General features: G+C 58.7%; 18 protein-coding genes. 7 read left to right on the top strand and 11 right to left on the bottom strand.

Annotated features, from left to right (window positions below; genetic code table 11):
• The first annotated feature begins 1 nt into the window (after position 1).
• The gene (locus tag AB2B48_RS08220; RefSeq protein WP_368301507.1) at positions 2–1,690 is read left to right on the top strand and encodes a PglL family O-oligosaccharyltransferase; all 1,689 of its coding nucleotides are present in this window, start codon (positions 2–4) and stop codon (positions 1,688–1,690) included.
• A gap of 2 nt (positions 1,691–1,692) precedes the next feature.
• Here the strand turns inward: AB2B48_RS08220 and AB2B48_RS08215 are convergent, their stop codons facing one another.
• A complete protein-coding gene (locus AB2B48_RS08215) occupies positions 1,693–2,379 on the bottom strand; it encodes a helix-turn-helix domain-containing protein (protein ID WP_368301506.1) in 687 nt (228 codons plus the stop codon).
• A gap of 242 nt (positions 2,380–2,621) precedes the next feature.
• On the opposite strand from AB2B48_RS08215, the gene AB2B48_RS08210 reads away from it, so the two are divergent.
• From AB2B48_RS08210 to AB2B48_RS08200, 3 genes are all read left to right on the top strand, one after another.
• A complete protein-coding gene (locus AB2B48_RS08210) occupies positions 2,622–3,221 on the top strand; it encodes a hypothetical protein (RefSeq protein ID WP_333010526.1) in 600 nt (199 codons plus the stop codon).
• 83 nt (positions 3,222–3,304) lie between these two features.
• A complete protein-coding gene (locus AB2B48_RS08205) occupies positions 3,305–4,231 on the top strand; it encodes a LysR family transcriptional regulator (RefSeq protein WP_368301505.1) in 927 nt (308 codons plus the stop codon).
• Between the two features lie 116 nt (positions 4,232–4,347).
• The gene (locus AB2B48_RS08200; RefSeq protein WP_368301504.1) at positions 4,348–5,505 is read left to right on the top strand and encodes an NADH-dependent flavin oxidoreductase; all 1,158 of its coding nucleotides are present in this window, start codon (positions 4,348–4,350) and stop codon (positions 5,503–5,505) included.
• A gap of 11 nt (positions 5,506–5,516) precedes the next feature.
• Here the strand turns inward: AB2B48_RS08200 and AB2B48_RS08195 are convergent, their stop codons facing one another.
• Positions 5,517–6,473 carry an AraC family transcriptional regulator gene (locus AB2B48_RS08195; protein ID WP_368301503.1) on the bottom strand — a complete coding sequence of 319 codons (957 nt, stop codon included), beginning with the start codon at positions 6,471–6,473 and terminating at the stop codon, positions 5,517–5,519.
• A 115-nt stretch (positions 6,474–6,588) separates the two neighbouring features.
• Here AB2B48_RS08195 and AB2B48_RS08190 point away from each other — a divergent pair, with 115 nt between their 5' ends.
• Positions 6,589–7,785, top strand: a complete 1,197-nt coding sequence (locus tag AB2B48_RS08190; protein WP_333010519.1) for an MFS transporter — start codon at positions 6,589–6,591, stop codon at positions 7,783–7,785.
• A 533-nt stretch (positions 7,786–8,318) separates the two neighbouring features.
• Here the strand turns inward: AB2B48_RS08190 and AB2B48_RS08185 are convergent.
• The 8 genes from AB2B48_RS08185 to dhaK form a co-directional block, all read right to left on the bottom strand.
• On the bottom strand, positions 8,319–8,639 hold the full coding sequence (locus AB2B48_RS08185; RefSeq protein ID WP_185667723.1) for an AzlD domain-containing protein: 321 nt from the start codon (positions 8,637–8,639) through the stop codon (positions 8,319–8,321).
• Entirely contained in the window at positions 8,629–9,381 is a 753-nt protein-coding gene (locus AB2B48_RS08180; RefSeq protein ID WP_185667724.1) for an AzlC family ABC transporter permease, read from the bottom strand. Before AB2B48_RS08180 ends, AB2B48_RS08185 begins: the two co-directional genes overlap by 11 nt.
• Before the next feature lie 171 nt (positions 9,382–9,552).
• Positions 9,553–10,563 (bottom strand): type I glyceraldehyde-3-phosphate dehydrogenase, encoded by a 1,011-nt coding sequence (gap, locus tag AB2B48_RS08175; protein WP_185667725.1) that lies wholly within the window; start codon positions 10,561–10,563, stop codon positions 9,553–9,555.
• Between the two features lie 78 nt (positions 10,564–10,641).
• The gene (locus AB2B48_RS08170) at positions 10,642–11,622 is read right to left on the bottom strand and encodes a GlxA family transcriptional regulator (RefSeq protein WP_368301502.1); all 981 of its coding nucleotides are present in this window, start codon (positions 11,620–11,622) and stop codon (positions 10,642–10,644) included.
• A gap of 168 nt (positions 11,623–11,790) precedes the next feature.
• Entirely contained in the window at positions 11,791–13,449 is a 1,659-nt protein-coding gene (locus AB2B48_RS08165) for a dihydroxyacetone kinase subunit DhaK (RefSeq protein ID WP_368301501.1), read from the bottom strand.
• A gap of 79 nt (positions 13,450–13,528) precedes the next feature.
• Positions 13,529–14,938, bottom strand: a complete 1,410-nt coding sequence (dhaM, locus tag AB2B48_RS08160) for a dihydroxyacetone kinase phosphoryl donor subunit DhaM (protein ID WP_368301500.1) — start codon at positions 14,936–14,938, stop codon at positions 13,529–13,531.
• Between the two features lie 19 nt (positions 14,939–14,957).
• Positions 14,958–15,590 (bottom strand): dihydroxyacetone kinase subunit DhaL, encoded by a 633-nt coding sequence (gene dhaL / locus AB2B48_RS08155; protein ID WP_368301499.1) that lies wholly within the window; start codon positions 15,588–15,590, stop codon positions 14,958–14,960.
• 11 nt (positions 15,591–15,601) lie between these two features.
• The gene (gene dhaK / locus AB2B48_RS08150) at positions 15,602–16,672 is read right to left on the bottom strand and encodes a dihydroxyacetone kinase subunit DhaK (protein ID WP_333010509.1); all 1,071 of its coding nucleotides are present in this window, start codon (positions 16,670–16,672) and stop codon (positions 15,602–15,604) included.
• A gap of 598 nt (positions 16,673–17,270) precedes the next feature.
• Here dhaK and AB2B48_RS08145 point away from each other — a divergent pair.
• Together AB2B48_RS08145 and dhaR are read left to right on the top strand one after the other, a co-directional pair.
• Positions 17,271–18,371, top strand: a complete 1,101-nt coding sequence (locus tag AB2B48_RS08145) for a glycerol dehydrogenase (RefSeq protein WP_368301498.1) — start codon at positions 17,271–17,273, stop codon at positions 18,369–18,371.
• A 139-nt stretch (positions 18,372–18,510) separates the two neighbouring features.
• Positions 18,511–20,436, top strand: a complete 1,926-nt coding sequence (dhaR, locus tag AB2B48_RS08140) for a dihydroxyacetone kinase operon transcriptional regulator DhaR (protein WP_368301497.1) — start codon at positions 18,511–18,513, stop codon at positions 20,434–20,436.
• On the opposite strand, the gene AB2B48_RS08135 is transcribed toward dhaR, so the two are convergent.
• Complete coding sequence (locus AB2B48_RS08135) at positions 20,414–20,962, bottom strand: cob(I)yrinic acid a,c-diamide adenosyltransferase (protein ID WP_333010506.1); 549 nt, start codon at positions 20,960–20,962, stop codon at positions 20,414–20,416. The two genes, dhaR and AB2B48_RS08135, sit on opposite strands and share 23 nt — an antisense overlap.
• Position 20,963 lies beyond the last annotated feature (1 nt).

Raw genomic sequence — 20,963 nt, 5'->3', positions numbered from 1 at the left:
AATGGCGGTCCAAAACAGGGACGTGAATAGGCGAAAGGCCTGGCCATTGGTCGCCATGCTGGCGCTGATTTATCTGCTGGTGATGCATCTGGTGATCGCCAATATGGGCGGCAGCGGCAGCGAACTCCCTACCTCGCTGTGGGTCTGGTTTTGCATGCTGCTTTTATTGGGCTGGGGCTGGCCCTGTTTTGTCCGCACCGCTATCGCCGTGGCTCCCGGTACCCGGCGCATTGTTGTGGGGGCGCTGCTGATGAGTTTGCCGCTGGCGTGGAGCCCCGAGCCGGGCTGGCGTCTTGATGCGCTGCCGCGTTTTGCCGGGCTGTGGGCGGGCGTACTGCTGCTACTGTTGTTGACGCATGTGAGATTCAGCGCACGCCAGCGGCAAACGCTGCTGTATTTGTTGGTGATAGCCGGGCTGATTCAGGCGGTATACAGCCTGCTGGGGCTGCATCTGCCTACCGTCCTTCCTGGGTTTGAACAACAGGTGCTTGCCGCCTCGCCGGGAAATATCAGCGTGTTTCAGCAGCGCAACGTTGCCGGGTCGTTTCTGGCCTGCGGCGGCGCGGTGGGGTTGTATAGTCTCGGTTCACCGATTTTCTGCACTCGATATCCGCGAAGGGAGGCCGCGCGAATCGCTGCCATCAGCGTGGCGGTGATGGTGTTGTTCTGGGCGTTAACCGAGATTCCCTCGCGCATCGGCTGGCTAAGCGCGATTTGCGTTTACGTTGGGATGGTATGTCTGCACTGGCAAACCTCCCCGACCTGGCGGCGCGGGTTTCTACTGGGTGCTCCGGCGGTGGGCGTTGCTATTGGCGCGAGCCTGATGTCGCTCTCGTTTAGCGAGGCGCTGGCGCAGCACAACGGTTCGACCCTTCAGCGGCTGATGATTCTACGTGAAACCCTACGCATGATTGCGCTGCACCCGTTCGCGGGCTGGGGCTACGGCAGCTACGTCTGGCACTTTAGCCACTTTATAGCCGATCGTGCGACGCCGATTGCCAATGGTTGCAGCATTATTCCCCATCCGCACAATGAACTGCTCTACTGGTGGGTGGAAGGCGGACTGGTGGCGCTGATGGGGCTAATGCTGCTGGCGTGGGCCGGCATGACTCTTTTTTTCCGCACGGCAAACCGTCAGACGCTGTCGCTGCTGTTCTGCCTGCTGCCGCTGCTGCTGCATACCCAGGTGGAGTATCCGTTTTATCAGTCAGCAACGCACTGGCTGACGTTTATTATGCTGCTCAGCCTTGCGGCCGGAGAAGGCCCGCTCGTACGTGCGTTCAGCGGCCGCTGGTTGCCCTATTTTTCGGCGCTGGTGATGATTGCCGTTTGTGCTGGCGCATTTACGCTATTAGCGACCCTACGCCAGCAGTCGGTATTAACGGATTTTGAGCAGACGCCCGAAAAATATTATCGCCAGGTATTGGCGCTACGTGAAAGCGGGCTGGAGACGGCACGTTTCAGAAAAGACCGCGCGCTGGCGCTGATTGTGGAATATCAGCAAACCGGGAATCGACAGGCGCTATCGATGTATATATCACAGGCAACCCGCTGGCTTAATTTATGGGTTGATGCCGATATGTATAATAATGTGATCAATGTCGATTTTTTTATGGGTAACGCAATTGCCGGCAAAGCATTTAAATCGGAAGCGGAAAGAATATTTACTGATGATAATCGTTTTCAATAATTTCAGAAAGCGACCGGTAATTTATCCATAGCAATTAGCACACCGGATTTCATTTCGATATAATTTCCTTTTTTCAATTCTGCAAGTACGTCCATGATTCGGCTGCGCGATATTCTGGTTCGGCGTTGAATAAAAGAGGAAACTTTAATTTGCAGCCGAATATCTTCCGGGTAGAGCCAGAGTTCCATCAGCAGTGAGCGAATTTTGCTATAGGCATCGTTGCCGACCAGTTCGCTGTCGCGCGCGCTCATCACCATGACGCGCTGGGCCAGAATACGGGAGATATCGTGCCATAAATTAAACTCATCGCACTTCTCAACGAACAGGTCCAGCGGCACAATCCAACCGGTGCAGTCGGTCTCTGCGCGAATATAGTGCTGTGGGCGCGCCTTAACATCATAATAAAGGCTATAGCCGTCAATAAGGCCCACGACGGTAGGGGCAAAAACGGTAGCCATATGCAGATCGACCTGGGCATGGCTTACGGAAAAGCACCCGGTGGTCACCAGTAAAATAAACGCCGATTCACGATCGTTACTGAGTAACATTTTTGTCGACGCGTTTAGCGTAAATGCGGTGCCAAAAGGGGCCAGCACGTTGTGTAAATCCGTTATTGCCTTCAGCGGTTTAGTTTGCTGACTAAACTCAAAGGCGTGTAGCGGTCGGGACGAATCGTCTGATTGCGACATCTTTTATTTCTCAATGGATATTATGAAAAGAAGTATAGCATGCCGAAATCGGATGATATAGCTGATGTTAATGATTGTTCTTGATTTATTTTTGCGAATGAGACTAATCCTTTTCTGTTGTCCGAAATAGTATTCTTGGCGACAGGTGAGCGGGTCCAATTATGGACATCGTGCTGTGTTGCAATAACATTTTATACTCATTAGCATTTTACGCTGGTTACTATTACCATGGAGTCGGCTAAATGGAGGTTGTCAGTTACAGCGACAATATTTTTCTTAATTTGGGTATGAAGTCGATATTGAACTTCAGCGCGGCGAGTCCTCGCCAGTACAAATTAAATAATGCGGTTCTCGACTACATCATTATCCTTAACGATCTGGATATTCGTCAGACGATCGACGCGCTTGGCGCAGAAGCAGCAAGGTTTCGACGAAAAAACGTCATGGTACTCACCGAGTCCATTTCGCCGTTGATTGTCGGTTATTTATTGCGCAAATGCCGCGGTCTGGTGGCGTATAGTATTAAAAATAATCACTGTGAGCTACTGATTGATGCGCAAAGCGATGAGTCGCGCGATGACATTGAACAGGCGCACTACTTTTCGCTGTCGGATAACGAACTGTTTATTTTGCTGTCGCTCAGTATGGGTATGAAGCCAGAATTATTAACGAAGATCACCGGGCGCTCGGAAAAACGCGTTAGCGCTATTAAGCGCGAGGTGATGAGTAAGTTAAATATTAAGAACAGTACTATTTTCTATGATGTTATCAGGGCGCTGTTTGTGCCCGTCAGGCAAAGCACAATACCTCCCCGGCACAAATCGTCGCCCGCCAAAGCCTGAAGTACTCCAGCGCTATTCAGCCCGTTTTCCGCCCGCTATACTCAGCGCATTTGGGGAATAATTTTCCCGTATTGGGGGATAACGTGGAACTGAATCGCATTGGCGATATTGCTGCCTTTATCGCGGCGGTTGACGCCGGAAGCTACACTCGTGCAACGGCAAGCGTTGGTTTATCGCGCTCGGCGATTGGTAAAAGTATCACCCGTCTTGAGGCCCAGCTAGGCGTGCGCCTGCTGAACCGCACTACGCGCCAGCTCAGCCTGACCGAAGAAGGCTGCATTATGTATGAGCGCTGCAAACGCATTCTGGAAGACCTTGAAGCGGTGGATGATGCCATGGCGCTGCGCCGGGAAAAACCGACCGGCACCCTGCGTTTGACCGCGCCGCTCTCGCTGGGGCAACGCCATATTCTGCCGGTTATTGACCGCTTTTTACGCGCCTCGCCCGCGCTACGCGCCGACGTGGTGTTCACCGACCGCTTTGTCGATCTGATTGACGAAGGGTTTGATATTGCTATTCGCATTGGCGAACCCCGAGGCGATTCGCGCATTCTGACCCGCACCATTGGCACCCAGCATATGGTCACCTGCGCGTCACCGGCGTACCTGGCCGCGCGCGGCACGCCGACGACGCCGCAGGCGCTGCGCCAGCACGATACCATTTTCTTTCGCAGCGCCGAGCGGCGTAGGAGCTGGCGCTACGCCACCCCGGAGGGCGAATTTGTCTATGAAGGGCCGGGGCGTATTGATATTGATAGTTCGGAGGCGATGCTGTCGTCGGCGATTTCGGGCTTTGGCGTGATCCAACTGCCGGATTATCTGGCCGCCGACGCGATCGCCAAAGGAACGCTGGTGGCTATCCTCACTGAATTTAAGATCCCGCCGGATCCGGTGCGGATTATCTATCCCAGCAAACGCTACCTCTCGCCGCGTATTCGTGGTTTTGTCGATTTGATTGCTGAAGAGTGGCAAACGCTCGGCGTACCCTGGGAGCGCGCTGACCGCCTGTAGCCCTTTGACTGTGCCCGGTGCGCCCCTGGTATGGGACGCACATTCCCCAATGTTTGTTTTAGTATGCGAATCATCGATGACCATCCCGGTCCTGTTATTTTCATTCTGGAGCAGACATGAAGGATTACCGTTTTCTAACACCCCTGACCTTGCCTAATGGCGTCGTGCTGAAAAACCGCGTGGTGCTGCCGCCAATGACCGAGCAGATGTCTTTTGAAGACGGCTCGGTGACGGCGGAAGAGATTCACTATATGCAGCAGCGTGCCGGTGGCGTGGGGCTGTTTATTACCCCAGTGGCCTATATCAACAAAGAGGGGAAAGGGTTCGAAGGCCAATTAGGCGTTGAGGACGATGGAAAAATCCCCGGGCTGGCAAAACTGGCGCAGGCGATTAAAGCGCGTGGGGCGAAAGCGATTCTGCAAATGTTTAGCGCCGGGCGGATGACCAACCAGTGGATCACCCGTGGACGCCAACCGGTGAGCGCCAGCGCCGTTGCCGCGCCGCGCGCCGGGGCAGAAGTCCCACGTGAACTGACCGCCGACGAGGTAGTGAGCCTGATTAACGACTTTGCCGAGGCCACCCGCCGCGCCATCGAAGCCGGGTTTGACGGCATTGAGCTGCACGGCGCCAATACCTACCTGCTGCAACAGTTTGTCTCGCCGCACTCCAACCGTCGTACCGACCAATGGGGCGGCACGCTGGATAAACGCCTCGCGCTGCCGCTGGCGGTGATTGAGGCGGTGATGAAGGTGAAACAGCAGCACGCGAGCGCCGATTTCATCGTGGGCTACCGTCTGTCGCCGGAAGAGATTGAGGAGCCGGGCATTACCCTCGACGACACCAAATATTTTGTCGGCAAATTACAGGATACGGCGCTCGACTATATCCACGTCTCGATGGGCTCCGTCTGGCGTCCTTCACTGCGCGATAAGCACAATACCGCGCCGATTATCACTCAGCTTAACGCGGTCAGCCCGCGTAAACCGATTATTGCTGTGGGTAATATCCGCACCCCGGCGCAGGCGGAAGAGGTGATGCAAAGCGGCATTGACCTGGTAGCACTGGGCCATCAGCTGATCATTGAACCGAATTGGGTGGAAAAGGTGAAGGCGGGCGATGAAGAGGCGATCCGCTATCAGCTGCATGCCGCCGATCTGGCGCTGCTCGGTATCGCACCGCCGTTCCTTGAGTTTATTCGCGATATGCCGGGCTTCGATATTCAGGGGCTAAACGATGAGGCGCAGCGTCAGATTGATAACGTGACCTACCTGTAAACCTGCGCGGGTCACATCACTTCGGCGGCGGGCACGGCATCGCGCAACGCCCCCGGCGAGTGGCCCACCACGCGCTTAAACGCTCGGCTAAAGGCGGCAACGGAACCGTAGCCCAGACGCAGGGCGACGGTTTCAATGGCCTGCTGCTCCTGGCCGATATACTGGATAGCCAGCCGCATCCGCAGCTCGCCGAGGTATTTTGCCGGCGTCGTGCCGGTCGCCGAGAGAAAGCGTTCGGCAAACACCGAGCGTGACGTGCCCGCCTCTTTGGCGAGGTCCGCCACGCTCCAGTTCACGCCCGGCTGCTGGTGCATCGCGTAAATGGCCCGGCTCAGGCGCGGGTCGCGCAGTACCTGGATCCAGCCGGTGGCTTTACCACAGCCGCTCTCCACCCAGCCGCGCACGATCAGCGCCGCCACCACATCAGCGAGGCGGGCGAGAATACCGGCAAAGCCAGCCTGTCGGCCCAGTGATTCACGTTCCATCGCCGCCAGCAGCGCCTGGATTTCCGGACGATCGGACATCAGGCTGCTGACCATCATCACCTCTGGCATCGCTTTCACCAGCGGCTGCATGCCGCCCAATTCGAAATTCATACACCCGGTAAAGATGACCACGTTTTCGGCGTCCGGACAGGACGGACAGTGGATGTCATGCACCTGGCTGCAGATAGGTTCGCTGGGGAAATCGGTAATCGGCGTCACGTTGGCCGACTCATCAGAGAGCAGGGCATGCCCCTCGCCGTTAGGGATAAACACCGCATCGCCGCTCTTCAGGGTAAAGCGCGCGCCGCTTTGCATTCGCAATAGGGCCGGCCCGCGGCTGACAAAATGGAACTGCGCCTTGCCGGGCACATCGCCGAAGGAGACGCCAAACGGCGCGCTGGCTTCGAAACGGCGATAGTTCACGCCGGAGAGACGCATGCCGCGCAGCAGTTCGCTAATCATATCAGGGGCATTCAGGGTCATTTTCGCAACTCCGGACGAATTATCAATAAATGAAGATTATCCATCATAGATCGTCCCGACGGAACTTTCTATCCTTTGCGACAGCCATCACATTTTTATAACAGGAGATTCACCGATGAATGCATCCGTCGCAGAGCGCGGGGCCATCGCCCCCGCAAAACCCGCCTGGCGCGCCGTGTGGGCGCTAGGTCTGGGGGTGTTTGGGTTGATTACCGCCGAGTTTCTGCCCGCCAGTCTGCTGACCCCGATGGCGGCAAGCCTGGGCGTGACCGAAGGCGTGGCTGGGCAGACCGTGACCGCCACCGCGCTTGTCGCGCTGGTGACCGGGCTGCTGATTACTTCCGCCACCAAAAGCCTCGACCGCCGCTGGGTGCTGATGTTCTTTACCCTGATGCAGATTGTCTCCAGCCTGCTGGTGGCCTTTGCGCCGTCGTTACAGGTGCTGCTGCTGGGGCGCCTGCTGCTCGGCGTGGCCATTGGCGGATTCTGGGCCATGTCGACCGCCACCACCATGCGGCTCGTGCCCGCCAGCGATGTGCCAAAAGCGCTGTCGATTATCTTTGCCGGGGTGTCAATTGCCACCGTCGTTGCGGCCCCGCTGGGCAGCTATCTGGGTAGCCTGATTGGCTGGCGTAATGTGTTTATTCTCTGCGTGGTGCCGGGCGTGCTGGCGCTGCTTTGGCAGCTGTGGGTGCTACCGTCAATGCGCCCTGAAAACGGCGGTAGCCTGCGCACGCTGCTGCACGTACTGCGCCGCCCCGGCATGATTGGCGGGCTGTTGGCGACCATCTTTATCTTTAGCGGTCACTTCGCTTTCTTTACTTACCTGCGCCCGTTCCTTGAAACGGTAGGCCGTGCCAGCGTGGAGACCATCTCGCTGATTCTGTTGGGCTTTGGCCTCGCTAACTTTATCGGCACGTCGATTGCCGGACATCTGCTGGCACGCAACCTGCGCCTGACGCTGGCGCTGGTGCCGTTCGGCATGGGCGTACTGGCGTTGCTGATGGTGGCCTTTGGGCATCTGGCGTTGCTTGACGGTTTGCTGGTGACGCTGTGGGGCTTTGCCTTTGGGCTGGTGCCGGTGGGCTGGTCGACCTGGCTTGCCACGACCGTGCCGGACGAAGCCGAAAGTGCGGGCGGGCTGATGGTGGCGTCCATCCAGTTGGCCATTAGCGCAGGTGCGGCGGGCGGTGGTCTGGTGTTCGATCTCAATGGTGCCAGCGGTGTGTTTACCGTTAGCGGTGTGCTGCTGGTGGCGGCGATGGTGATGGTGTTTGCTGGGGTGCGGGTTAAGCCGGTGACGACGGAGTAGTATCGGTGCGGTAACCTTAATCTGAATGACATGTCGGTTTGGTGAAGGGTTCCGTTCACTTTACGTTGGGTAGAATATGAGGATTTTGTACCGGTGAACGTGTTAAGGGGGATAACCGCATCCCCCTTAACAATCCCCGCGGCCCCGCAGGGAAATCGGTGCTTCGCACTGCGCTCGCTTACGAACTCCAGCCTGCGGCACGGCGAAACTCGATATTACTCGGCCCATTCATGGGCCTCGCCCCTTCGGGGCCAACGCAAGCGTTGTTCAAAATTGCTCCCGGCAATTTTGTCCTGTCTCGGTTCGCCTCAGTCCGCCATCCATGGCGTCCTGACCTTGTCTTCCATTCTCCGGCTCGCCGATTTCCAGCGGGGACTCATCGGTTTCAGTGACTTTGGTTTTTGCTGTTAGCGAAAAGACTGAGCAGATTGGGGCCGATCGGCAACGGGGTTAAGGAAAAGAGCTGAACATACCAACGACTCAAAACGGTTCCCTCGCCCCTATGGGGAGAGGGCTAGGGTGAGGGGGTGAAATCAAGCCAACAAATAGCTCAACCCCATAAACGCCGCCATCCCCGCAATCACCGTGGCAAACAGACTGCGGCTGAGCGCCCCAACCAACGTTGCCACAACGGCGGCCAGCAGCGAAATGCTCAGACCGCCGCTGGTTAACGCCGGTTTACCCACCAGCTCCGCGGCAATAATCGCCGACATAATCGCCGCCGGGATAAAACTCAGCCACTGTTGCAGCGCAGGCGGCATACGGAAACGTGATAGCAGCAGCACCGGCACCACGCGCATCAACGCGGTGACCAGCGCCGAGGCGATAATCGCGAGCAGAATATTACGCTCCATCCTGACGCTCCTTCTTGCCAGACAGACGCAGGCCAATCGTTGCCAGCGTGGCGGCGACGGAGGCGGCGACAATCACCACAATACTGGTATCGGCATGCCCGGACATCGCAAGGGTAATGACCGCTGCGACGGCGATGCTGAACGACTCCAGCCATTTACGACGACTGGCAAACCACAGCATTAGCACCAGGCCGATAAACATCGATACCAGGCTAAAGCTCAGCCCTTCCATCAGCGCCTGCGGCAGGGCGGAGGCCAGCCCCGCGCCAATGATGCAGGCGAGGATCCAGTTCAGCCAGGCGGCCACGTTCAGGCCAAACATCCAGGCAAACGACACCTTGTTTTGCGCACCGCCGCGCTGTACCGCGACGCCAAAGGTTTCATCGGTCAGCAGCAGGCCGCTGACGATTTTTTGCAGCGTGGTGTGCTCACGGAAATAGACGCTCATCGCCGAACTCATCAGCAGATAACGCAGGTTTACCAGCAGCACGCTCAACACCACCGACGCGACTTCCGCGCCCGCTGCCCACAGCGAATAGAAAAGAAACTGTGCCGACCCGGCGTACAGCAGGCTCGCCAGCAGCGCGGTTTGTAGGGTCGTAAAGCCGGAGAGCGTGCCGATGGCCCCGGCCGCAAAGCCGATGCTCCAGTAGCCGGGAATGGTGGGGAAGCAGGCGGCGACCCCCGCGCGAAATTGTGCCCTGGCCTCATGGCGTGACGAGGCGGCGGTGTGAATTAACATCCATCTGTCCTGTGGTTTGCGTTACGGTCTGCGATGTGCGCGGTAGCGCCATCTTTTATAGGTATAAGAAAATGGTCTGTATCAGAACGAACAGCATATTACAGGTTCGACGGCGGGGGATAAAAAAATCCACGCCGGGCGTGGATTTTAGTGGGAAGCGAACGTCGAGGATTACGCTTCGCGTTTGGCCATCAGCAGCGCCAGGTCGACCAGGCGGTTAGAGAAGCCCCATTCGTTGTCGTACCACGCCAGGATTTTGACCATGTTACCGCCAATCACCAGCGTGGAGAGACCGTCGATAATCGAGGAGCGCGGGTCGCCCTGGTAGTCACTCGACACCAGCGGTTCATCGCTGTAGCCCAGAATGCCTTTCAGCGGCCCGCTCGCGGCCGCTTCACGAAACGCGTTGTTCACCTCTTCGACGGTAACATCTCGTTCAAGCGTTACGGTCAGGTCGACGATGGAGACCACCGGAACCGGCACACGCAGGGAATAGCCCGTCAGGCGTCCGTCCAGTTCGGGGATCACCTTACCCAGCGCTTTTGCCGCGCCGCTGGAGTAAGGCACAATCGACAGCGCGGCGGCGCGGGCCCCGCGTAGATCTTTCTCCGGCTGGTCGTGCAGCGCCTGGCTATTGGTGTAGGCATGGGTGGTGTTCATCAGACCATGCTTAATGCCGAAGTGCTGATGCAGCACCTGCGCGGCGGGTGCCAGCCCGTTGGTGGTGCAGCTACCGTTGCTGACCACGTAGTGCTTATCCGGGGAGTAGAGGCCGTCGTTCACCCCCATCACGATGGTTAAATCGTCGTTCTTACCGGGCGCGGAGATAATCACCCGTTTTGCGCCACCGCTGTGGATATGCACCGCCGCTTTGTCACGCTCGGTGAAGAAGCCGGTGGCTTCAATCACGATATCGACTTCAGCCTGTCGCCACGGAATGTTCGCCGGGTCGCGTTCGCTGTAGACGGTGATAGGTTTACCTGCCACCACCAGCTGACCTTCGCTGGCACTGACCTCGGCGGCAAGGGTGCCGAGCAGGGAGTCATATTTCAGCAGATGCGCCAGCGTTTTGCTGTCCGTCAGATCGTTAATTGCCACAATCTGGATATCCGGGTTGCCCAGCGCCGCGCGCAGAACGTTACGTCCTATACGGCCAAAACCGTTAATACCGACCTTTACCATGATCCACTCCTTATCTGTTGTCTCTGGCGCTACTGTAGGCCGGTCGCCATTTGGCGTAAACGACAAAAAAGGATCACTTTACGCCATTTTGCGGCAGTGGAAGCGCTGGCGGTACTCGCCGGGCGTGAGGTGCAGCTGTTTTTCAAACAGACGGCGTAGGTTAATGCTGCTGCCAAAGCCGGTCAGCTGCGCCACTCTCTCCAGCGTGTCGTTGGTCTGCTCCAGACGCTGTCGGGCGGCGGCCAGACGCGCTTCAGCGACGTAGCGTGCCGGGGAGGCGCCGGTCTCGCGGGTAAAGACGCGGGTAAAATTACGTGGGCTCATGGCAACCTTTTCCGCCAGCGTTTCGACGCTGAGGTCGGCGGTCAGGTTGTCGAGCAGCCAGGCGAGCAGGTCGTTGATGGGCCCCACGCTGCTGGTGCGCTGGAGATTGTAGCGGCTGAACTGCAGCTGGCTGCCGGGGCGGTGGAGATACATCACAAAATCCTGGGCGATGTCGCGCGCCAGGCTAAAACCGTAATCCTCTTCCACCAGGGCCAGCGTCAGGTCGAAGCCGGAGCTGACGCCGCCGGAAGTCCAGATATGATCGTCCTGAATATAGAGCGGCCCGCCTTCGACGCGCACCTGCGGGTATTCCATCTGAAGCGTTTCCAGCAGCTTCCAGTGGGTGGTGGCGCGTCTTCCGTCGAGCAGCCCGCTTTGCGCCAGCAGCATCGCACCGCCGCAGATTGAGGCAATACGGCGGGCGTGCGGGGCGGCAAGGCGCAGCCAGTCCACCACTGCAATGCCTTCCTGTGCGTTCTGGCCTCTGCCGGTGATGATGATGGTGTCGAGGGGCTCTCGAGGGTCTATCTCGTGCAGACGATGGTCCGCCAGCAGGTTGAGGCCGGACTGGCCGTGGATCACCTGATGCGGCTGAGTGGTTGCCAACTGAACCTGGTAGCAAGGAGAGACGGCACCTTCAGGATGCAGGCGATTGGCCTGCATCAGGATGTCGGCAATGCCAGCGGACTCAAACAGCATGCCGCCGTCGGGGACGATAATCAGTATTTTCTTCATGTCCTGAAAAGTAATCTTTTTACAGAATAAGTCAACAGGGCGTTCGCTTGCCGAAGTGAACCTTGTCACGCCGACGAGAGGCTAAAGGCGGGTTACGCAACCCTTAGCGAATAAAAATGCCCGCGAGTTATCGCGGGCATCTGGTCAAGCGTTTAACCGCCAGCGGGGTTAGCCGCGTGGGCGTTGCGCCAGGGCTTTAAACACCATCGCAATGGCATGGGCGCCGGGGTCCATATTACCCGCGAGGCTATCGCTGTTGAGGTAGGAAGCGCGGCCCGCGTTGGCTTTGGTGGCATGGCTGGTGGCGTCGGCTCCCGCCTGTGCGGCGCGGTAGGCGGCATCGAGGTCGCCAGGCTGCTGCGCCAGCGCGTCCAGCGCCGGTTGCAGGGCATCAATCAGCGTGCGGTCGCCGAGGTCAGCACCGCCGTAAAATTTCATCTGCGCCAGCCCGGCCTGTAGCGCGGCAACCACCGGCTTGCCTTCGTGGATAGCCTGCCCGGCGGCGGTGAAGAAGATTGACATCAGCACGCCGCTGGAGCCGCCCATCACCACGGTTAACCGTTCGCCAATCAGCCCACATAGCGTCTCAAGCTGCGCCAGCGGCAACTGGTGGTCGTGCAGCAGACGGGCAATTTCACGCGCCCCAGCGGCGAAGGTAGAACCGGTATCACCATCGCCCACTTTGGCATCCAGCGCGTTCAGGCAGCCTTCCTGGTCGGACAGCGTGGCGGTGACCGTCTCAATATAGCTCGCCACCTGGGCATCTTCCGACGGCGTAAAAGCCACGCGGGCGCTCTTTATATCACACGGCAGGGTGGTCTGCGGGCGCAGGCGCACCGGCGGCAGCCAGCCTGCGGTTCTCACCTCTGACAGCAGCGCTTTTTCCACGCCCTCCTCCATCACCATCGCAGTAATCGAAAAGCCTTTCATATCGAGGGCGCTGACCAGCGGGGCAGGGCCAATCAGCCAGTCGCAGCGTGAAGCCAGCTCGCTGGAGGCCAGTTCACGGGTGAGGATCGCCATCTCGGTCACCGAGCCGCCGCCGAGGTTGTTGAGCATCAGCAGCAGGCGACCGGTGGCCGGTAATGCCGCGCTGAGTTTTTCGACCATCAGGTGCACGAGTTCGGCGCTGTTTTGTGTGTCCACCACGCTAGCGCCAGGCTCGCCGTGGATCCCCATTCCCAGCTCGGCTTTGCCAGGGAAGTGGCGAACGCCGTCCTGCGGGTCACCGGGCAGGTGACAGCTTGCCAGCGCGACGCCGAGGCTGAACACGCGGGACATCGCCAGACGCGCTTCCCGGGTGACCGTATCCAGGTTACTGCCGATTTCCGCGAAGTAACCCGCAACCTTATGGACAAGGATCGTGCCCGCAATGCCGCGTGGGTGCTTGTTGTCCGGCAGGGAGATATCGTCGCCGACGATGACCATCTCGACTTTGTAGCCCAGACGACGAGCTTTTTCCGCCGCAAGGCCGAAGTTTAAGCGGTCACCGGTGTAGTTTTTGACAATCAGCAGGCAGCCCGCGTCGCCGGTCACCGCCTGGATGGCGGTCAGCACGGCCTCCACGCTCGGCGAGGCGAAAAGGTCGCCGCAGACCGCCGCCGTGAGCATCCCTTTGCCGACAAAGCCTGCGTGCGCCGGTTCGTGACCCGCACCGCCGCCGGAAATCACCGCCACCCGGGATTTAACCAGATCGCGACGGACCACAATACGAATCGCCGGATCGGTTTCCAGACGGGCAAGGTTGTTCCACGGGCTCGCGATGATCGCCCCTTCAATAGCGTCATTCACGAGGTTTTCGCGTTGATTGTAGAAAAATTGCGACATAACAGATTCCTGAGCTTAGGGTGTGACACCCCTGCATGGCGAGCCGTGCAGGGCGTGTCCGGGAGTGAACAAATGGATATTACGGTTGGGTTAGCGTGAGCTTGTCGCCGTTTTGCCGCCCGGCAAAGGCATCACCGAGCTGGCAGCGCCAGGGAATCCCCGCCGCCTGGGCAATGATGGCGCCGTGGGCCAGCGGGCTGCCGTCGCGCAGGCAAATGGCGGCGGTTTTCGACGCATCCAGCTGCAGAACGACCGACGGATACAGGTTATCGGCGATGAGTATCGTGCGCTGCGACAGCTGAGGCGCGCTGTCAACGGCTCCCGCCAGGTGTCCCAGCGTACGGTGCAGAATATCCTCAATATCGATATAGCGTGCCTGAAGGTAGGCATCGTCCAGCGACTGGTACTGCTGGCTGAGGGCGCTCATCACCTGCGACCAGGCCCATTCGGCGCTGCAGTTCTGCTGCTGCAGTTCTTCATGGACGCTGTTCAGCAGTTCCGGGTCATCAAGCAGGGTATGCTGACCGAAGAAAATGGCGGCAATCTCCTCCGAGTATTTGTCGGCTGCCAGCGCGGCGAGCGCCAGTAGATCGTCCAGCGTATGGCTGACCGCCATTTTCAGACGCCGAAACTCGGCATCCGGGCTTTCGGCGGGTTCACGTTCGAGCGGAAACTCGGTGGGCTGATAGTGCAGCACCACGCCGCTGACGGTGCCATGAAGCGGCTGCGCGTTCACCGTCGGGGCATCAACCGTCTGACGTTCGCCGAAGTGATCGTCTGCCAGCGCCTGAAATGCCGCCAGCGCTTCTGCGGCTTCCGGGCCTTTGGCAATCAGGCGGATGCGGTCATTACAGCGCACCTTCAGTAGGGCTATCTGATTGAGGCTATCGGGCTTGACGCACTTGCCATCTTTTTCCAGCAGCAACTCGGCATTAAATCCGGCGAGCCCTTCAACCAGACGGGCGGCGGGGCGCACGTGCAGGCCGTGAGGATTGGCTATTTCGACGGTCACCGACTGCGCGTCGTCAGACTCGTCGGTTTGCAGCGCTGACGGGTCGTGATATTCCTCCTGCGCCGGAAAACCGAGCTGGACGCGTTTGGCCTGCAGGGCGCACTGGGCGTCGGCAATCACCTTTTCGATGCCAGCACCGCTGGCGGCGCTCACCGTGGCGGCCAGCGCCCCTTCCACTAACGGCGCCGGGCATAAATGCACCTTCGCGGCAATATCCGGGTCCAGCAAGTCGAGCGCGGTTTCCGCGCTCAGCAGCGCGCTGCCAATATCCATCAGCACCAGAATATCGTCGGTGTCGGCGACCGAGATGATGGCCTCCATCACCTTGATAGGGTCGGTGCCAATCGGGCTATCGGGGTCGTCAATACCGGCGGCGATGGCGAGCTGGCAGCCATCTCCCCTTAACATCTGTCGGGCGAGCTCCCCGACCCCCTGGCCCAGTTGGGCGCTGTGAGACACAATGACCAGATTTACCATCGCCTTATCCTTTCTCTACTTATGCGTTAGCCGCAGCGGCCAGCATTTGCACCATAAACAGGGCGGAAGTAGCCCCCGGATCCTGATGGCCGATGCTGCGTTCACCGAGATAGCTGGCGCGGCCTTTGCGTGCCTGCATGGTGATGGTCGCCTGGACCGCCTGCTGAGCGACCTCGCAGGCGGCGTCCAGCGCGGCGGTGATTGACAGATTCTGTTCGCAGGAGCGGTGCAGGGAGTCGGCTACCGGCAGCCAGACGTCGCACATGGTTTTATCACCGCGTTCGGCCTTGCCGCGGCTGACGACGCCGTCGGTGCCTTCGCGGATCATCAGGTAAAGCTCTTCCAGCGAGAGGTTCTGGCGTGCCTGGGTCACCTGGGCGGCGCGGATAAAGAAGGTGCCAAACAGCGGGCCGCTGGCGCCGCCGACGTTAGAGAGCAGCACCATGCCGGTATTTTTCAAAATAAAGCCAATGTCTTTGTCGGCAATCGACGGCAGCTTTTCCACCACTTTGCTGAAGCCACGGTGCATATTGAGGCCGTGGTCGGCGTCGCCGATTTCTCGGTCGAGCCCGGTGAGAAAATCACACTGGGTGGTAAAGGTTTCGCCGCAGCGGTACAGCCAGTCGACAATCGTATCTCTGTTCAGTGACATTGCAGATCTCCTTAGTGACCCCAGTTGAGGGCAGGGGTGTGAACCGGGGCATCCCACAGGGCGAGGGTATCCGCATCCACGTTGAGCAGGGTGATGGAAAAACCGGTCATATCGAGGGAGGTACACCAGGAACCAACCAGTGAACGTTCAATGGCAATACCCGCGTCGGTGCACAGTGTTTCCAGGCGGTTATAGACGCCATACAGCTCGGAAAGCGGCGTCGCGCCGAGGTTGTTGACCAGCGCAATCACGCGGTCGCCTTTCTGCAACGCCCGTTTGGACTGCGTCACTTCCTGCCAGCAGCCTTTGATCGGATCCCACTGGCGCAGAGTTCGGCTGTACTGACCGTTTTCCAGCAGGGTAGCGAACATGGCGTCGACAGTGTCGTCTAGCGAGGTGAACGGGCGGCGGTCAATGCCGGGTTCCCCGTGGATGCCCACGCCAAATTCCATTTCGTTATCGTTGAGTTCAAACGACGGTTTGCCCGCGGCTGGAACGGTGCAGGCGCCCAGCGCGATGCCAATGGAGTGGCCCTGGTTGTTGAGCTGACGACCCAGACGGGCGCAGTCTTCCAGACTATCGCCGCGTTCGGCGGCCGCACCCATCAGCTTTTCAATCAGCACGGTATTGGCCACGCCGCGTCGGCCGGCGGTGTAGAGGCTATCTTTTACCGCCACGTCGTCGTCGATCACCACGGTGGTGACCTTAATGCCGCTTTCGTGCAGCAGCTCGGTGGCGGTTTCAAAGTTCAGCACATCGCCGGTGTAATTTTTAATAATCAGCACCACCCCTTCGCCGCCGTCGACGTGCATCGCGCATTCGAAGATTTTATCCGGCGTTGGTGAGGTGAAAATCTCGCCCGGACAGGCACCGCTCAGCATCCCGCTGCCGATAAAGCCGCAGTGCATAGGTTCGTGACCGCTACCGCCGCCGGAAAGCAGGGCAACCTTGCCCGCGACCGGCGCATCAGCACGGGTGAGATAAACCGGATCCTGATACAGCTTCAGCTCCGGATGCGCTTTTACCAATCCCGCCAGCTGTTCTGCCAGGACATCTTCCACACGGTTAATCAGTTTTTTCATTATGTGTACTCCGCTGGATATTTTGTGGGCCACTCGTTGAGCGACTCCCCTGTAGGGTTCCGACTGCGGTAGCGTGAATGCCGATACCGTGGCCGATGAGTGAATTCTCGCCTGGTGGGAAAAAAAGAAAATCCCCGTCGCCGTTGGTTTCATCCCGGAACGAAATTTGTCGGAAACGTTCCATAATGAAACGTATTTTGCCGGTGAATGGGAAAAATGAGAGCTGATGCAGGCTTCTTAGCCACCGCATCGGCCCGGCGTTGGCTCGGGCTGAACGGCGGTGCTATTTTTTTTTGTTCATCAGGGGCAGAATAGGCGTGGAATAGACATATTGAACTGGTGAATAGTGTGAAGGCGGCGCGGATCTGGATCGCAATCCGGGCGGCATTGCCGAAGTCGCGTTTCGTTATGGAACGAAATGTTTTAGAAGGCGTTTCGTAGTGAAACCAAATAACCCAACATTCTTTTACCGGGCACCCGCTTTACAGTGATGTCACCGCGTCGGTCGTGCTCAACCTCTCGTTGGATTGCGTTGTCAGCAGGAGCGAGCCACACCTGACGCCATCATGGAAACGAGTTCAATGTGAGGGTGTAGAGAATGCTACAAGTTATTCAGTCTCCGGCAAAATATCTTCAGGGTCCTGATGCATCAGCGTTATTCGGCCAGTATGCCAAAAATCTGGCGGACAGTTTTTTTGTGATTGCCGACGACTTCGTCATGAAGCTGGCCGGAGACAAAGTGCTGAACGGTTTGCATGACAACGGCATCAGCTGCCATGCAGAGCGTTTTAACGGTGAATGCAGCCACGCGGAGATCAACCGGCTGGGCGCCATCGCTAAACAGAAAGGCTGCAAAGGCGTGGTGGGGATTGGCGGCGGGAAAACCCTCGATACGGCGAAAGCCATCGGTTATTACCAGCATCTGCCGGTGGTGATTATCCCGACTATCGCCTCTACCGATGCGCCAACCAGCGCGCTGTCGGTGATTTATACCGAATCCGGCGAGTTTGAAGAGTATCTGATCTATCCGAAGAACCCGGACATGGTGGTGATGGATACGGCGATTATTGCCAAAGCGCCGGTGCGTTTACTGGTCGCCGGGATGGGCGATGCGCTGTCGACCTGGTTTGAAGCGAAAGCCTGCTATGACGCTCACGCCGTCAGCATGGCCGGCGGTCAGTCCACGGCGGCGGCGTTAAGCCTGGCGCGTCTGTGCTATGAAACGCTGCTGGCGGAAGGTGAAAAAGCGCGTCTGTCCGCCGAAGCGGGCGTGGCAACCGTGGCGCTGGAACGCATTGTAGAAGCCAATACCTATCTCAGCGGCATCGGCTTTGAAAGCAGCGGCCTGGCGGCGGCGCACGCTATCCATAATGGGTTCACCATTCTGGAAGAGTGCCACCACCTGTATCACGGGGAAAAAGTGGCCTTTGGTACGCTGGCGCAGCTGGTTTTACAAAACAGCCCGATGGATGAAATTGAAACCGTGCTCGGTTTCTGCCACAAGGTTGGGCTGCCGGTGACGCTGGCGCAGATGGGCGTGAAGGACGGCATTGAGGAGAAAATTCTCGCCGTGGCGAAAGCCACCTGCGCAGAAGGGGAAACCATCCACAATATGCCGTTCCCGGTTGACCCGCAGAGCGTCTACGCCGCGATTCTGGCGGCCGATCGTTTGGGCGCTCAGTGGCGCTCCGCTCACTAAGCGTTATCGCTGACCGGCCCCCCGGTCAGCGCACCACAAGCGTTGTGGTTATCCCCCGGGCTGGCAGTTTCTGGCACCGGGGGTTGTTGTTTTATGGATGTGCCGCTAACGGCACGCACTTAAGGGAGTGATAGCCGCTATGTCCACGCAGAACGCGCAACCTGAGCAGGCGCTGACCTCATTTATCGCCCAGTCCTGGCACCGCTGCGGCAAGATGATGCAGCGCGAGACCTGGACCACACCGCATCAGGCGCAGGGGCTGACGTTTGCCTCTATCAGCCGTCGCAAGACCGCGCTGCTGACCATCGGCCAGGCGGCGCTGGAGGATGCGTGGGAGTATATGGATGGTCGCCCGTGCGCGCTGTTTATCCTTGATGAGTCGGCTTGTATTCTGACCCGCTGCGGCCACCCGGAGACGCTGGCGCAGCTGGATACGCTGGGATTCTTTGCCGGGAGCTACTGCGCGGAAAGCATTATGGGAACCTGTGCGCTGTCGCTGGCTTCAATGGTGGGGCAGCCGGTGAGAACCAGCGGCGAGCAGCACTTCAAGCAGGCGCTCTTCCCGTGGACGTTCTGCTCAACGCCAATTTTTGATAATCATGGCCGCCTTTCCGGCTCCATTGCTCTGTGCTGTAAAGCTGAACACACCAGCGCCGCCGACCTGTCGCTGACGCTGGCGATGGCCCGCGAAGTGGGCAACTCGCTGCTCACCGACAGCCTGCTGGCGGAGTCCAATCGCCACCTCAATCAGATGTACGGCCTGCTCGAAAGTATGGACGACGGGGTGATGGCGTGGAATGAAGCGGGAGTATTACAGTTTCTTAACCCTCAGGCGGCGAAGCTCCTGCATCTGGACGCGCAGGCCTGCCAGGGTAAAAACATTGCCGATCTGGTGATTCTCCCCGCGCTGCTGCGCCGCGCCATCAAGCACGCTAAGCCGCTCAGCCACGCCGAGGTGGCCTTTGAAAGTCAGCACCAGTTTGTGGATGCGGTGATCACTTTAAAGCCCATCGTCGAAGCGCAGGGAACCAGCTTTATCCTGCTGCTCCATCCCGTTGAACAGATGCGTCAATTGATGACCAGCCAGCTTGGCAAGGTGGGCCACACCTTTGCCCAGATGTCGGCAGATGACCCAGAGACCCGCCGCCTGATTCACTTTGGTCGCCAGGCGTCGCGCGGCAGCTTCCCGGTGCTGATGTGCGGTGAAGAAGGGGTGGGCAAGGAGCTTATCGCCCAGGCGATTCATAACGAAAGCGAGCGCGCCGCAGGGCCGTTTATCGCCGTCAACTGCCAGCTGTATGCCGATAACGCGCTGGGGCTGGATTTTATGGGCAGCACGGCCACCGAGGAAGAGAACGGGCGGATGAGCCGTCTGGAGCTGGCCTCTGGCGGGACGCTGTTTCTGGAAAAGATTGAGTATCTGGCCCCGGAGCTACAGTCGATTCTGCTACAGGTGATCAAACAAGGCGTGGTGACGCGACTTGATGCCCGTCGGCTGATCCCGGTGGATGTGAAGGTGATCGCCACCACCACGATGGATCTGGGCAATCTGGTGGAACAAAACCGCTTTAGCCGCCAGCTGTACTATGCGCTGCACTCGTTTGAAATCAGCATTCCTCCGCTGCGCGAGCGCCGCAACAGCATTCCGTCGCTGGTGCACAGCCGCCTGCGCACGCTGGAACGCCGCTTTTCATCGCGGCTGAAGGTGGATGATGACGCGCTGGCCCATCTGGTGGCCTACTCCTGGCCGGGCAATGATTTTGAGCTTAACAGCATCGTTGAGAATATCGCCATCAGCAGCGAACACGGGCATATCCGCCTGAGCAATCTACCGGGTTGGCTGTTCCGCGAGCATCCCGGCGTGAGCGGCAACAGCGCGTTAATTCCGGCCAGCATGAGCATGTCGGCGATGGAAAAAGAGGCTATTATTCATGCCGCCCGCGTGACCAGCGGGCGAGTGCAGGAGATGTCCAATCTACTGAATATTGGCCGCACCACGCTCTGGCGCAAGCTCAAGCAGTTTGATATCGACGTGAGCCAGTTTAAGCATCGGCCTCAGGATTAACCGCCGTTTCGGCCTCGCTTTCGGCGACTCGCGCCATGGCGAAAAGGGCGTCCGACAGGCGGTTGATATAGCTTTTTAACGCCGGGCGTAACGGCGTTTGACGATCCATGGCGACCAGCGTGCGCTCAATGTGCCGGGCTTGGGTACGCGCGACGTGCAAATGCGCAGACGGCAGATTCTTCCCGGGGATCACAAAGGCTTTCAGCGGGCCGGTGAGCGCCATATGGCGGTCAATCTCCCCTTCAAGGCGGGCAATATCCGCGTCCTCGATCAGCCGATTGAGCCGGGTTAAGCCGCGCGCGTCGCAGGCCAGTTCAGCCCCCACCACGAACAGCTCCTCCTGAATGCGGTGCAGCACCGGCCGCAGCGCCGGATTGTCGCTGGCGGCATAGCACACGCCTAACAGTGAAACCAGCGTATCGACGCTGCCGTAGGCTTCTACGCGAATATCGTCTTTATCAATCCGGCTGCCGCCAAACAGCGCGGTGGTGCCTTTGTCGCCGGTACGGGTATAGATGCGGTACATG

It is taken from the genome of Kluyvera sichuanensis, from assembly GCF_040930405.1.
GTDB classification, from domain to species: domain Bacteria; phylum Pseudomonadota; class Gammaproteobacteria; order Enterobacterales; family Enterobacteriaceae; genus Kluyvera; species Kluyvera sichuanensis.
The sequence above is the reverse complement of the archived record's forward strand: the minus strand, read 5'-3'. Positions and strand labels throughout refer to the sequence as shown.